Origin of the sequence: Streptomyces sp. YIM 121038 (assembly GCF_006088715.1) — a bacterium.
Taxonomy (GTDB): Bacteria; Actinomycetota; Actinomycetes; order Streptomycetales; family Streptomycetaceae; genus Streptomyces.
In genome coordinates this window covers 7,752,747-7,765,790 of sequence record NZ_CP030771.1, presented here as the reverse complement: position 1 = coordinate 7,765,790, position 13,044 = coordinate 7,752,747, and the positions used below count along the sequence as shown (strand labels likewise).

10 protein-coding genes are annotated in these 13,044 nt (G+C 75.2%); 7 read left to right on the top strand and 3 right to left on the bottom strand.

What is annotated here, in order from left to right; genetic code table 11:
• Positions 1–159 precede the first annotated feature (159 nt).
• Positions 160–1,365: a hypothetical protein gene (locus C9F11_RS33260; RefSeq protein WP_138962737.1), complete on the top strand. Its 1,206-nt coding sequence runs from the start codon at positions 160–162 to the stop codon at positions 1,363–1,365.
• Positions 1,362–1,751, top strand: a complete 390-nt coding sequence (locus C9F11_RS33255) for a hypothetical protein (RefSeq protein ID WP_138962736.1) — start codon at positions 1,362–1,364, stop codon at positions 1,749–1,751. The genes C9F11_RS33260 and C9F11_RS33255 overlap by 4 nt, the downstream gene beginning before the upstream one ends.
• Here the strand turns inward: C9F11_RS33255 and C9F11_RS33250 are convergent.
• Entirely contained in the window at positions 1,655–4,246 is a 2,592-nt protein-coding gene (locus C9F11_RS33250; protein WP_249401976.1) for a tetratricopeptide repeat protein, read from the bottom strand. The genes C9F11_RS33255 and C9F11_RS33250 overlap by 97 nt on opposite strands.
• Positions 4,247–4,466: 220 nt before the next feature.
• Between C9F11_RS33250 and C9F11_RS33245 the strand changes: the two genes are divergently transcribed.
• From C9F11_RS33245 to C9F11_RS33240, 3 genes are all read left to right on the top strand, one after another.
• Entirely contained in the window at positions 4,467–7,535 is a 3,069-nt protein-coding gene (locus C9F11_RS33245) for a BTAD domain-containing putative transcriptional regulator (RefSeq protein WP_138962735.1), read from the top strand.
• Between the two features lie 126 nt (positions 7,536–7,661).
• The gene (locus C9F11_RS47600; protein ID WP_171075902.1) at positions 7,662–7,814 is read left to right on the top strand and encodes a hypothetical protein; all 153 of its coding nucleotides are present in this window, start codon (positions 7,662–7,664) and stop codon (positions 7,812–7,814) included.
• 59 nt (positions 7,815–7,873) lie between these two features.
• Positions 7,874–8,173 carry a YciI family protein gene (locus C9F11_RS33240; RefSeq protein ID WP_138962734.1) on the top strand — a complete coding sequence of 100 codons (300 nt, stop codon included), beginning with the start codon at positions 7,874–7,876 and terminating at the stop codon, positions 8,171–8,173.
• Here C9F11_RS33240 and C9F11_RS33235 read toward each other — a convergent pair.
• Positions 8,170–9,378, bottom strand: coding sequence for an oxidoreductase (locus tag C9F11_RS33235; RefSeq protein ID WP_249401975.1), 1,209 nt, complete (start codon positions 9,376–9,378; stop codon positions 8,170–8,172). The two genes, C9F11_RS33240 and C9F11_RS33235, sit on opposite strands and share 4 nt — an antisense overlap.
• Positions 9,379–9,657: 279 nt before the next feature.
• On the opposite strand from C9F11_RS33235, the gene C9F11_RS33230 reads away from it, so the two are divergent.
• Positions 9,658–10,074 carry an SsgA family sporulation/cell division regulator gene (locus tag C9F11_RS33230; protein WP_138962733.1) on the top strand — a complete coding sequence of 139 codons (417 nt, stop codon included), beginning with the start codon at positions 9,658–9,660 and terminating at the stop codon, positions 10,072–10,074.
• A gap of 85 nt (positions 10,075–10,159) precedes the next feature.
• Here C9F11_RS33230 and C9F11_RS33225 read toward each other — a convergent pair whose 3' ends face one another.
• The gene (locus C9F11_RS33225) at positions 10,160–10,993 is read right to left on the bottom strand and encodes an isocitrate lyase/phosphoenolpyruvate mutase family protein (RefSeq protein WP_138962732.1); all 834 of its coding nucleotides are present in this window, start codon (positions 10,991–10,993) and stop codon (positions 10,160–10,162) included.
• A gap of 380 nt (positions 10,994–11,373) precedes the next feature.
• Between C9F11_RS33225 and C9F11_RS33220 the strand changes: the two genes are divergently transcribed.
• Complete coding sequence (locus tag C9F11_RS33220) at positions 11,374–13,038, top strand: ABC-F family ATP-binding cassette domain-containing protein (RefSeq protein ID WP_138962731.1); 1,665 nt, start codon at positions 11,374–11,376, stop codon at positions 13,036–13,038.
• Positions 13,039–13,044 lie beyond the last annotated feature (6 nt).

Genomic DNA, 13,044 nt, shown 5'->3' with positions numbered 1-13,044 from the left:
GTGCGGCTCACCGTATGCCGTGCGGCGGCGGTGCGTACCACCGCGCCGCGCCGGTCCCGGCGTTCTGCAAGGTTTCGGCAAGGCCCGGGCAAGGCTTCTGTCCGCGGGGCCGGGCATGTCCGTCGCAGAGTCCGTCTCACACCACACCGGGGGGATCCCGTGGAACGTACGCAGTGGCTGACGCTGCCCGGCTGCAAACGCGTCCTCGTCGTCGTGCACACCGAGGTGTACGGGCAGCGCCTGGGGGACGTGCTGCCGCTCCTGGAGTCCGACCTTCGGCTCCAGGTCGACTTCACGGTGGCACCGCACGCCTTCAACGCGGGCGCGCTGCGCTCGCTCAGGGCGCTCGGCACACCCGTCCTGCCCTGGCGCGCCGCGCTGCGCGGCGACTTCGACCTGGTGCTCGCCGCCGGGTCGCAGGGCGTGGACCGGCTGCGCGGCCCGCTGGTGCGGCTGCCGCACGGCGCGGGCCACATCAAGCTGTCCAGGCCCCTGGACGACCGGGATCCGGGGGCGCCGCGCACGGTCGGCGGGCTCGGCCCGCAGTATCTGACGCGTAACGGGCGGGTCGTCCCGGCGGCGCTCGCCCTCGCGCACGAGGAGGACCTGACGGTGCTGGGGCGCAGCTGCCCCGCCGCGCTGCCCGTCGCCGAGGTGGTGGGCGACGCGACGTACGACCGGATCGTGGCGAGCCTGCCGCTGCGGCGCCGCTACCGGGCGGCCCTCGGGCTGCGCGGCGGCCGCAAGCTGCTCCTGGTCTGCTCGACGTGGGGGCCCGGCTCGTCCTTCAGCCGGCTCGACGCGCTCCTTCCCCGGCTGCTCACGGAGCTGCCCCGGGAGGAGTTCCAGGTGGCCGTCCTGGTGCACCCCAACGTGTGGGCCGGGCACGGGGACTGGCAGGTGCGCTCCTGGCTGTCCGCGGCGCGGCGGCACGGCATCGCCGTCCTGCCGCCGGAGGCCGACTGGCGGGCGCCGCTGATCGCCGCGGACTGGGTGATCGGCGACCACGGCTCGGTGACCCTGTACGCCACGCTGACCCGGGCCGCCGTGCTCCTCGCGCGCTTCCCCGAGGCCGACGTCGACCCGGCGTCGCCCGGGGCCGAGCTGGCCAGGGTCGCCCCGGCCCTGTCGTTCGCGCGCCCGCTGCCCGAACAGCTCGCGTACGCGCGCGCCGAGTACCCGGGCGAGCGGTACGCGCGCATCGGCCGCCGCATCTCCTCCGAGCCGGGCCGCTTCGGGCGCAACGCCCGGCGCCTGCTGTACCGCGTGCTCGGCCTCGGCGAGCCCGCGTACGCGCCCGCCCTGCCGCCGCTCCCGGTGCCCCGGCGCCGCTCGCGCGACCACCGGGACGAGGTGCCCGCGTGACCGGGCCCGTCCTCGTGTGCTTCGACTCCGGGTGCCCCGGCGGCGCGGGCGAGGCCTGGCGGGAGTGCGCGGACGTGCTGTACGGCAGCCGCCCGTACGCCGCCGCCGAGGTGCCGGTGGTGGCCGGGCGGCTGCTCCGGCGGTATCCGGGGTGCGCCCTGGTGGCGCTGCGGGTGCGGGGCGGGGGCCGCGTCGCGGTGGGCCGCGGCGGCGCGCGGCACGGGTGCGCCGGGGGCGGGGGTGTCGGCGGGCTCCTGGCCTTCGCCGTCGCGGCGTACGGGCGCCTGGTTCAGGAGGGTCCGGGCGGGGCCGCGGGGTCCGTCGGCGGGAGCTGCCGGATGCGGCGGGCCAGCCGGTCGGTGTCGGGGGCCCCGGCCGACGTGTAGCGGGCCAGGGAGCCCTCGTACCACTGGAGGGCCTCGGCCGGGTCCCCGCGGCTCTCGGCGCTCTCGCCGAGCATCTCCAGGACCCGGCCCTGCCAGTGCGCCGCGCCGGTCGCCTCGAACTCGGCCAGGGCGGCGCGCAGTTGCTCCTCACCGGCGGCCCGCTCGCCGCCGCCGATGAGGGTGCGGCAGTGGCCGATGAAGGCCAGGGCACGGGCGGCGTCGTAGGGGTCGTCCTCGGCGAGCAGGTCGACGCGGGCGCGCGCGAGGGGCTCCAGGGCGTCGTCCGGGCGGCCCGCGGCCAGGGCGACGTCGCCGAGGCAGATCCGCGTCAGGGCGGTGCCGCGCCGGTGGCCGACCGCCTCGCGCAGGGCGAGGGCCCGCTCGAAGTGGTCGGCGGCCTCCGCGAGCCGCCCGGCGAGCCGGCACGACTGGCCGATGCCGTGCAGGGCCTGGGCCTCGGCGCGGTGCGCCGCCGCCAGGGCGGGGCCGCCGCCGTCGGGGTGCCCGGTCAGCCGGGCCACCTCGTCGCGGGCCGCGCGCAGCGCCTGGGTGAACCAGGCGATCGCCTCGTCGTGGCGGCCCACGTTGCGCAGCCCGGTGCCGCCGGAGGTCAGCATGCGGCTCTCGCCCTCGCGGTCGCCCGCCCGGCGCGCCGCCGCGAGGCCCCGCTCGTGCGCCTCGATCCACAGGTCGTAGGGGCGCAGCCGCAGGAACATGGGCCACAGGGCGTCGGCGAGCTGCCACACGGCGGCGTACATGCCCTTGGCCTCCGCGGTGCGCAGCACGGCCATCAGCTGGGTGCGTTCGGCGTCGAGCCAGCGCAGCGCGCCGGGCGCGTCGGCGAACGGCGGCTCCTGGGCGAGGGGTTCGGCGTAGTCGCGGCGCAGGGTGCGGTGGCTCGGGCTGAGCAGGGCTTCGGCGGCGGTCGCGGCGGCGAGGTGGTGGTCCACGACGCGCCGCACCGCGGCGGCCGCTTCCGCGGCCGTCTCCTCGGCCTCGGCCAGGCGCCGCGCGTGCGCCCGGACCAGGTCGTGGAACCGGTATCGGCCGAGGCCGGTGCGCGGGTCGGGGCCGAGGTCCTCCAGGAGGTTGACCTCGGCGAGCTCGTCCAGGACGTCCACGGCGTCGTCGCCCGGCCCGAGACGGCAGGCGGCCGCCGCGACCGGCGGGGTGAGCACGGCGACCGGGGCCAGGCCCAGACAGCGGTAGCAGCGGGCGAGTTCGGGCTCCAGATGGCGGTACGAGGCGTCGAGGGCGCCGCGCACGGCGTACTCGCCCTCGATGCGCAGCGCGTCCAGGGCGGGGGCGGCGCCCCGGCCGAGCGCGCCCGCCATCGCGGCGAGGGGCTGGCGGGGCCGGGCCGCGAGGCGGGCGGCGGCCACGCACACGGCGAGCGGCAGGCCCGCGCAGGCCGTGGCGACCTTGAGGGCCGCCTCGGGCTCGCGGTGCACGCGGTCGGCGCCCACCCGGCGGCTGAGCAGCCGTACGGCGTCCTTGGCGGCGAGCACGTCGAGGGGCTGGAAGGCCGCGCCGTCCATGCCGAGTCCGGTCAGACGCCCCCTGCTGGTGACGACGGTGAGCGCGCCCTGGGTACCGGGCAGCAGGGGGCGGACCTGGGCGGCGCTCAGGGCGTTGTCGAGCAGGACCGCGATCCGGGATCCGGCGGTGGCCGTGCGCCACAGGGCCGCGCGTTCGCGCAGTTCGGCGGGCGGCCGCTCGTGGCCGAGGGCGCGCAGGAACTCGCCGAGCAGCTCGTTGGGCCGGGCCGGGCCCTCGTCGGCGTGGCCGCGCAGATCGGCGTAGAGCTGGCCGTCGGGGAAGGCGTCGGCGCGGGCGAGCAGCCACCGGCGGGCCAGGGCGGTCTTGCCGACGCCGGCGGGGCCGCTGATGACAACGATCCGCGACGCGTGCCGGGCGGCGCCCACGAGCCGGTCGAGGTCGGCGAGTTCGGCGCGGCGGTTGGTGAAGTGGGCGGGCACGGGCGGGAGCTGGCGCGGGGCCGGGGCCGACGGGGGCCGGGCCGCGGGGTGGATGTGCACGTCGCCGTGGATGCCGTGGGCCTGGAGGACGGGGCCGGTGACGTGGGCGCCGGGGCCGATGGTGTTGGCGGTGGCGGGGTCCGGTCTTCGCTCCGCGCCCGGAGATCCCTGGGGCCGGCGGTCCGGGCCCTCAGGTCTCGATTCCCGCGGGCGGCCGCCCGGACCCTGAGGCGGGGTCACCTCCCCTTCGGGGTACGCCAGTTCGGTGAGCCAGGCCGTCAGGTCCTGCGCCAGCCGCGGCCTCTCCCTCGCGTCCGCCGCGAGGGCCTCGGCGACGGAGCGCACGACCTCCGGATCCCGGCGCCCCGCCTCCGTGGCGGCCCAGGCGCGCACCAGGGCGGCCGTGGCGGGTGCGGCGGACGTCCGGGCGAGTGCGCGCAGGGCGTCGCGGTGGCGCGGCAGGGCGGCGGCCCGCGGCAGGGCGGCCAGCATCGCCACGGCCGTCACCTGCTCCATTCCGCCGCCCTTTCCCCGCTTCACCGTGGCCGTGCGCGTTACCGTTCCAGCGTTGTACCCGCCCGCCTCTGATCGAATAACTAAGCAATCCGAACGACAAAGCAAATCAAGCCAATAAAAGAAGTCGCGCACCCTCCCCGTGTGAACGATATGGACCGCGTGCGATTCTTTAACGCCCAACCAGAGTGCGAACCGACCCGCGGAGCACCGGGAGGCACTGGTGGACTTGGGCATTCGCGTCCTCGGCCCCGTCGAGCTGCGCCGCGCCGGGCACGGCGACCGCCTCGGGTCGGCGAAGGAGCGCCTGGTCCTCGCCGCCCTCGCGCTCGACGCGGGCCGCCCGGTCTCCCTGGACACCCTCATCCACCGGCTGTGGGAGGACGCCCCGCCCGCCAAGCCGCGCGCCAGCGTGCACGCGTACGCGGCGCGCATCCGGCGCCGGCTCCGGACCGTGTGCGACGGCGAGCCGCTCCTCCAGCAGGCGCACACCTACACGCTCGCCCTGCACCCGCGCCAGGTCGACTGCCACCGCTTCGCCGAACTCGCCGACCGGGCCAGGTCCCTGACCGACGGCGGCGGCGACGCCGAGGCCCTCGGCCTGCTGCGCGAGGCGGAGGAGCTGTGGCGCGGCGAGCCGCTGGCCGGGCTTCCCGGGCTCTGGGCCGCGCGGGTGCGCGCGGGCCTGGAGGAGAAGCACCTCGCCGCGCACCTGACCCGCTTCGGCATCGAGCTGCGCCGGGGCCGCTTCGCCGAGCTGGTGCCCGAGGTGGGCGCGCTCCTGGAGCAGTACCCGAGCGACGAGACGCTCGCCTGCCAGCTGATGACCGCCGCCTACGGCTGCGGGCGGCAGTCCGACGCCCTGCGCGTGTACGACACCGTCCGCCGAAGACTGCGCGAACAGCTCGGCACCGACCCGGGCGACGCGCTCACCCGGCTGCACCGGCTCGTCCTGAACGGCGCGCCCCTGCACGAGCTCGTGCCGCCGCCCGAGCCCGCCGTGGCCGCGCCCCGCACCCTGCCGAGCCACCCCGAACTGGTCGGCCGCACCCGCGAGTTGGACACCATCCTGAGCGCGGCACCCACCCGGGCCGAACCCGGTGCCGTCATCGCGCTGCAGGCCATCTCCGGCATGGCCGGGGTCGGCAAGTCCCTGCTCGCGCTGCACGCGGCGCGGCGCCTGGGCGGCCGCTACCCCGACGGCCAGATCCATCTCGACCTGCGCGCGCACTCCCCCGGCCAGGAGCCCCTGACCCCCGAGGCCGCGCTGATGGCGCTCCTGCGGGTCCTCGGGGTACCGGCCCGCGCCGTCCCCGACAGCCTCGACGAACTCGTCAGCCTGTGGCGTACGCTGCTCAGCGCCCGGCGCGCGGTCATCGTCCTCGACGACGCGGCGGGCCCCGAGCAGCTGCGCCCGCTCCTTCCCGGCGCCTCTCCCTCGCTCGTGATCATCACGAGCCGCCGCCGGATCACCGGGCTTCCCGGGGTGCGGCCGGTCCTGCTCGACGTGCTGCCGCCGGACGACGCCGTCGCGCTCTTCCGGCGTCTGGCCGGGCCGGAGCGCACGGGGCGCGCCCACGAGGTCGCGGACATCGTCCGGCTCTCCGGGTACCTCCCGCTCGCGATCGAACTGGCCGCCGGACGCCTCGCCTCGCGGCCCGCCTGGACCACCGCGAACCTGCTGCACCGGCTCACCCACGGGCACGGGCGCCTCGCGGAGATCCGCGACGGGAGCCGCGAAATGGTGCGCGCGTTTGAAGTCTCGTACCTGACCTTGACCGCCGAAGAACGGGCCGTTTTCCGGAGGCTCGGGCTCCAACTCGGGCCGGATTTCGAGACGTTCACGACAGCCGCGCTCACTGGGCTTCCCGCGCACCGGGCGGAGCGCGTCCTCGAGTCCCTCCTGGACGCGCATCTCATTCAGGAGCCGAAGCCGGAACGCTACGTTTTCCACGATCTGCTGGGTGAATATGCACGCACGCTTTCACTGTCCGAAGATCCAGCCGAGGTACGCGACGGGGCGCTGCGCGGGCTGATCGATTTCTACGTACAGGCATGCGATGCCGCGGACCGTCTGGTCTATCCCCGCCGGGCCCGCCCCGACGCGCCCCGCCCCGACCGCGGCCGCGCCCTGCCCGCCTGGCCGAGTCCCGACGCGGCCCGCCGCTGGCTCACCGCCGAACGCGCGGGCCTCGTCGCCGCGGAACGCCACTGCCGCGCCGAGAACGCCTCCGAGGACGCGGCACTGCTCGCCGGGGCGCTGGCGAACTTCCTGGACGAGGAGGGGTACGCGATCGAGGCGCAGCGGATGCACGAGTCGGCCGCGCGGCACTGGCGCACGGCGGCCCGCCCGGAGGAGGAGGTCCGCGCCCTGCTCGACCTGGGGACAGCGCTGTCGCGCGGCGGCCGGTACGAGGAGGCGATCGCCACGATGGGGCGTGCGCGCGAGGTCGCGGACCGCCTCGGCGACGGGGCGGCACGAGCCGAGACCGAGCACCTCCTCGGCCTCCTGTACTGGAACCTGGGCCGCCAGCCGGAGGCCCTCGCCCACCAGAACGAGGCCCTGGCCCTGCGCCGGCCCACAGGAGACGGGTGGCAGATCGCCCGCTCCCAGAACAATCTGGGCATCACCCATCTGTACTTGGGAAACTTCGCGGACGCCGAGGAGCACTTCCGTTCCGCGCTCGACGGATTCCGCGCGTCCGGTGACGAGATCCAGCTGGCCCGCACGCTCAACAACCTGTCCGACCTCAGAACGGCCACCGGCGACCGCGCGGCATCGAGGGAATTCCTGCAACAGGCCCTGCACCTCCTGGAGAAATCCAGCAGCCCGTCCGCGCATGCCATCACCCAAGTGAACCTGGCCAATACCATGAGCCCGTCGAACGAGCTCAATTCGATGCTGGACCTGTTCCACGATGCCCTGACCACATTCCGCCGCCTCGGCGACCTCAGGAATGCCTCGATCACCCTTCACGGAATGGGGCAGGCCCTTTTTGCCGCCCATGAATTCCACGAGGCGGCGCACCACCACCGGCGCGCCCTGGATCTGGCCCGCAGCATCGGCGCCGCACACGAGGAGGTCCAGGCGCTGCACGGCCTGGGCACGGCAGAGCTCCACCTCGACCAGCCGGAGGCGGCGGCCGGGCACCTGACGGAGGCGGTCGCCATGGCGGAACGCACCGGAAACGGGCACGAGGCCGCGCGGGCGCGGGAGAGCCTGAGCGTTCTACACGCGGAGACAAAGCGGCGCGCACAGCGAAATCGGCAGTCCCGTCGACAGGCCATGTAATACCAGAAGAGTTCCTGTCACGGGTCGTGATCACAAAGGTGCCGCCACAGGGTTGATCTTCCGTGCCCGCCGCGATACTACTGCTGCCGCAAGCAGACACCCCCCGTACCAAAGGCAAGGAATTCGATGCCAGCAATTCCAGCTGAATCCCGGCGGCGGGCCACCAAGTGCGGCTCGGCCATCGTCCTCATGACGTTCGTCCTGCTGAGCACCACGGCCATCTGTATGCCGTCGGACGTGAAGTCCTCGACGAGGCCCCCCGCGCGGCTGAACCGCTGAGCCCCGCACCGCGGCGACGGGGCGATCCGTCGCCGCACCTCCGCGATAGCCTCACGATCATGTTCGTCATGGAGCTCACCTACACCGCCCCGGTCGACCGCGTCGACGCCCTGCTCGCCGAGCACGTCGCCTGGCTCGACGCGCAGTACGCCGCCGGGGTGTTCCTCGCCTCGGGGCGGAAGAACCCGCGGGACGGCGGGGTGATCCTGGCCGTGGGGGACAGCCGGGCGGAGATCGAGGGGCTCGCGGCCCTCGACCCGTTCGTCACCGGCGGAGTGTGCGAGTACCGCATCACCGAGTTCCTGGCCACGAAGACGGCGCCCGCGCTGGCCGACCACCGGCAGCGGCTACCCGCCTAGCGCCGTTCGAGGCGCGCCACGCGGCCCTTCTCCCCCGCCGCCCAGCAGCCGAGGTCCGGCGCGCAGTCCACGGTGTCGTACGACCCCTCGTCGACCGTGCGCCAGGAGCGCCCCGCGTCCGTCGTGAGGTCGGTGCCGGTGGGCCCGACGGCGAGGGCCGTGGTGCGGCTGTACGGAAGCCAGGCGACGCCCGAGCGGTAGGCGGGCACGGGGCGCGCGGCCGGCCGCCAGGTGCGCCCGCCGTCGCGGGTCACGGCGGCGGCCCGGGGCGAGGCCTCCCCCGCGCGGTAGTCGCCGCCGACGGCGAGCCCGTGCGCGCGGTCGCGGAAGGCGAGGCCGAAGACCCCGCGCGCCGGGTCCCCCGCCGGGATCGGCGCGTCGGTGGCCGTCCAGGTCAGACCCCGGTCGGCCGAGTGCAGGACCCGGGCGCGGGCGGCGCCTCCCGTGGCCAGCCACACGTCGCGCGGGCCCGCGCTCACCAGGCACTGGCCGCTCGCGGCGAAGGCGCTCTCGCCCTCCTGGGCGGCGGGCATGCCCGTGGCCGGAAGGACCTTCCAGGAGCGGCCGCCGTCCGCGGTGGACAGGATGCGGTACGCGCCGTCCACCGGGTCGCTCAGGGCGAGCCCGTGGCGGCGGTCGAAGAAGGTCATGCAGTCGTAGAAGGCCTTGGGCTCCGCGTTGCGGAAGGCCTCCGTCCAGGTCTTGCCGCCGTCAGCGGTGCGGTAGAGCCGCGAGGCCTCGCCCTCGCCGATCGCGAGCGCCACGGCCCGGCGTCCGTCGAACGCCTCGACGTCGCGGAACTCCAGGCCGGACGCCCCGGGCGGCGAGACGTTCCGCCAGTGCGCGCCGCCGTCCGCGGTGCGCAGCACGGTGCCCTTCGAACCGGCCGCCCAGGCGGTGCTCCGGCTCACGGCGGCGAGGCCGCGGAAGCGGGCGTCGGTGCCGGTGGGCTTGAGGTCCCAGCGCGGGGAGCCGCCCCGGTGCCCGGCGGCCCCGGCGCCACCGGCCTCCGCGCCCGCACCGGCGCTACCGGCCTCCGCGCCCGCACCGCCCCGGGCACCGGCCACCCCTTCGGCCCCGGCCCCGGCCCGGTCCACCGCCCCGGCCGCTCCCGGCGCGACCAGGGACGCCGCCGCGAGCGCCACCGCGCCCAGCGCCACTCCCAGGCCACTCGCCCCGCGTCGCGTCACACGTCCCGTACGCACCACACGCCCCCTGACATCCGGATGCCTCAACTGCCCCGTGCCTCTCCTGGCGGGCGAAGCTAGCCCACGGCGGGAGTGGCGTCCAGATGGCCGAACCGGGGCACCCGTGAGGCCGACGGCCGGAACCGCGCCGCGGTTCACGGTGTCGCGGTGACAGAGGTCACTCGGTCCGACCGGGCCTCGCATGCACGGATTCCCCGATTCCAACGTCTATTCAAGTGCCCGACCGCCGTCGTGCACACCCAGGTCGTCCAGTCGCCAGAGTCAAGGGAGCAGGCCTTGTCCACTGTCATCGAGCAGGCCGTCGAGGCCCGCCTGGTCGCCGCCGCACCCCGGATGCCGACCATCCCCGCCACGCTCCACTACGACCAGCGGGACCCCTTCGCGGTGCGCATGAGCTTCCCGGCCCCGGCGACCCTGGAGGGCGTCGAGGTGCACTGGACCTTCGCCCGCGACCTGCTCAGCCAGGGCGTGGAGAACACGGTGGGCGACGGCGACGTCCGGGTGCGCCCGTACGGCTACGAGCGCACGGTCCTGGAGTTCCACGCCCCCGAGGGCACCGCCATCGTGCACGTCCGCACCGGTGACCTGCGCCGCTTCCTGCACCGCACGATGGTCCTGGTCCCCGCGGGCCAGGAGCACCGGCACGTGGACCTGGACCAGGACCTGGCCGATCTGATGCGCGACGCCTGCTGAGGCGCGGCCGCCCCGTCACACCGGGCAGCCACCCTCGTCACACGGGGTCGCCGCGCCCGTCACACCGGGCAGCCGCGCCCGGCGGTCAGCGGCTGAAGAGGGCGTCGGCCTCACCGAAGTCGAGCCCGCCCGTCAGTGATCCGTACGTTCCCTCGGTGAGCAGTTCCCGCGCCGCCCCGCGCACCAGCGCGTGCGCCGCCTGGGCGATGCCCGAGCCGACGCTGACGCGCGCGACGCCGAGGGCGGCGAGCCGCGCCACCGGCGGTGCTCCCGGCCCCGCCATCACGTTGAGGGGACCGTCGACCTTCGCGACCAGGGCCTCCACGGTCTCCGGGTCCACCACCCCGGGCACGAAGACGCCGTCGGCCCCGGCGTCGAGGAACGCGGCGGCCCGCTCCAGGGTCAGCGCGAGCCGTTCCGCCGCCCCCTCCCCCGCGCCGCGCAGATAGGTGTCGACGCGCGCGTTCACGAACAGGGGCACGCCCGCCGCGTCGGCGGCACCGCGCGCGGCCGCGATCCGTTCGGCCTGCTCGGCGACCGGCCGCAGCGGGTCGCCCGCGGCGTGGCGGGCGTCCTCGATGTTCACGCCGACCGCGCCCGCAGCGAGGACCGCCCGGACGGTGTCGGCGACGCCCTCGGCGTCCTCGGCGTAACCGCTCTCGACGTCGGCGGTGACGGGCACGGAGACCGTGTCCACGATCCGGGCCACGGCGCCGAGCGCCTGGTCACGGGTGAGCCGGTCGCCGTCACCGGCGCCGAGGGCCCAGGCGAGCCCGGCGCTCGTGGTGGCGACGGCCGCGGCTCCCGCCGTCTCGACGAGCCGGGCGCTCGCGGCGTCCCAGGCGTTGGGCAGGACCAGCGGGGAGCCGGGGACGTGCAGGTCACGGAAGGCGGTCGCGAGGTCGTTCACATGTGTCATGCGCAGCACCCAACCAGCCCCCGCCGCACCGGGTCTGGCAGGAATCCGACACGGTCGTCGCGGACGACGCACCCGCCCCCGCGCCCGGGGCGGAGGGAAAATTCGTTGACAGCGCTTCCGGGCGCTTCTTACGGTGGTACCGCTTCTGTTGCCGCCGATTGGAGAAGGACGTTGCTCGTCTGAGGTCTTGAGACACCGCGTCACACAGCCGTTCCACCGCTGTGTGCGTCGCGTGCGACCTCGGCGTACGAGCCGTCCCGCCCCGGCACAGGGCCCTCCTTCCGTGTCCGGCCCCTCAGGGGCCCGCCACGCCCGGCCCCCCCCCGCGGTGTCTCACACGCGTTGCCCCCGTTCACACCACCGAGCAACCGCGAGGCCGTATGTCTACCGTCCCCACCCCGTCCATCACCTGTACGTCGCTGTCCTTCGCCTGGCCCGACGGCACCTCCGTCTTCGACGGCCTCCAGGCCGCGTTCGGCCCCGGCAGGACCGGGCTCATCGGCCGCAACGGCTCGGGCAAGTCCACGCTCCTCAAGCTCGTGGCGGGCGAACTCGCCCCGGCCGAGGGCACCGTGCGCACCGCCGAGGACGTCGGCTACCTGCCGCAGAACATCACCCTCGACACCGCGCTGCGCGTCGACGAGGTCCTCGGCATCGCCGGGACGCGTGCCGCCCTGCACGCCATCGAGGCGGGCGACGTGCGCGAGGAGCACTTCACCGCCGTCGGCGACGACTGGGACGTCGAGGAGCGCGCCCGGGCGACGCTCGACCAGCTCGGGCTCGCCCACATCGGCCTCGACCGCACCACGGGCGAGGTGTCCGGCGGCGAGTCGGTGCTGCTCCGCCTGGCCGCGCTGCTGCTGCGGGGGCCCGGCGTCCTGCTGCTCGACGAGCCCACCAACAACCTGGACCTGTACGCCCGGCGCCGTCTGTACGCGGCCGTCGACGCCTGGTCCGGCGTGCTCGTGGTGGTCAGCCACGACCGCGAACTCCTGGACCGCGTCGACCACATCGCCGATCTGCACGAGGGCGAGGTCACCTGGTACGGCGGGAACTTCTCCGCGTACGAACAGGCGCTGGCCGTCGAGCAGGAGGCGGCGGAGCGCATGGTGCGCGTCGCCGAGGCCGATCTGCGCAAGCAGAAGCGCGAACTGGCCGACGCCCAGGTCAAATTGGCCCGGCGCAAGCGGTACGGCCAGAAGATGTGGGACCAGAAGCGCGAGCCGAAGGTCGTCATGGGCAACCGCAAGCGGGCCGCCCAGGAGTCCGCGGGCAAGCACCGCATCCTGCACGAGGAGAAGCTCGCCGAGGCCAAGGAGCGCCTCGACGACGCGGTGGAGGCCGTGCGGGACGATGACGACATCCGCGTCGACCTGCCCCACACGGCGGTGCCGCCGGGACGCACCGTCCTCACCCTGAGCAATCTGACGCTGCGTTACGGAGCCCGCGTACGGGGCGAGTTCGAGCTGCGGGGCCCGGAGCGGGTCGCGCTCGTGGGCCGCAACGGCGCGGGCAAGACCACGCTCCTGCGGACCATCGGCGGGGACCTCGCACCGGTCGGCGGCGAGGCGCTCGCCCAGGTGCCGCTGCGCTTCCTGCCGCAGCGCCTCGACGTCCTCGACGACGACCTGACCGTCGCCGAGAACGTGGCGCGGCAGGCCCCGGACGCGACCAACAACCGGGTCCGGGCACGCCTCGCCCGCTTCCTGTTCCGGGGCGCCAAGGCCGACCAGCAGGCCGCGACCCTGTCGGGCGGCGAGCGGTTCCGGGCGGCGCTGGCGGCGCTCATGCTGGCCGATCCTGCGCCCCAGCTGCTCCTGCTCGACGAGCCGACGAACAACCTCGACATGGCGAGCGTACGGCAGCTGTCCTCGGCCCTGGAGGCGTACGAGGGCGCGCTGATCGTGGCCAGCCACGACGTGCCGTTCCTGGAGTCGATCGGGATCACGCGCTGGCTGCTGCTCGACGGCGAGATCAAGGAGATCACGGGAAAGCACCGGGAGAAGATGGAAAACCGGACAGGAGCTGTCGGGTATCCCGAATAGCTTCGG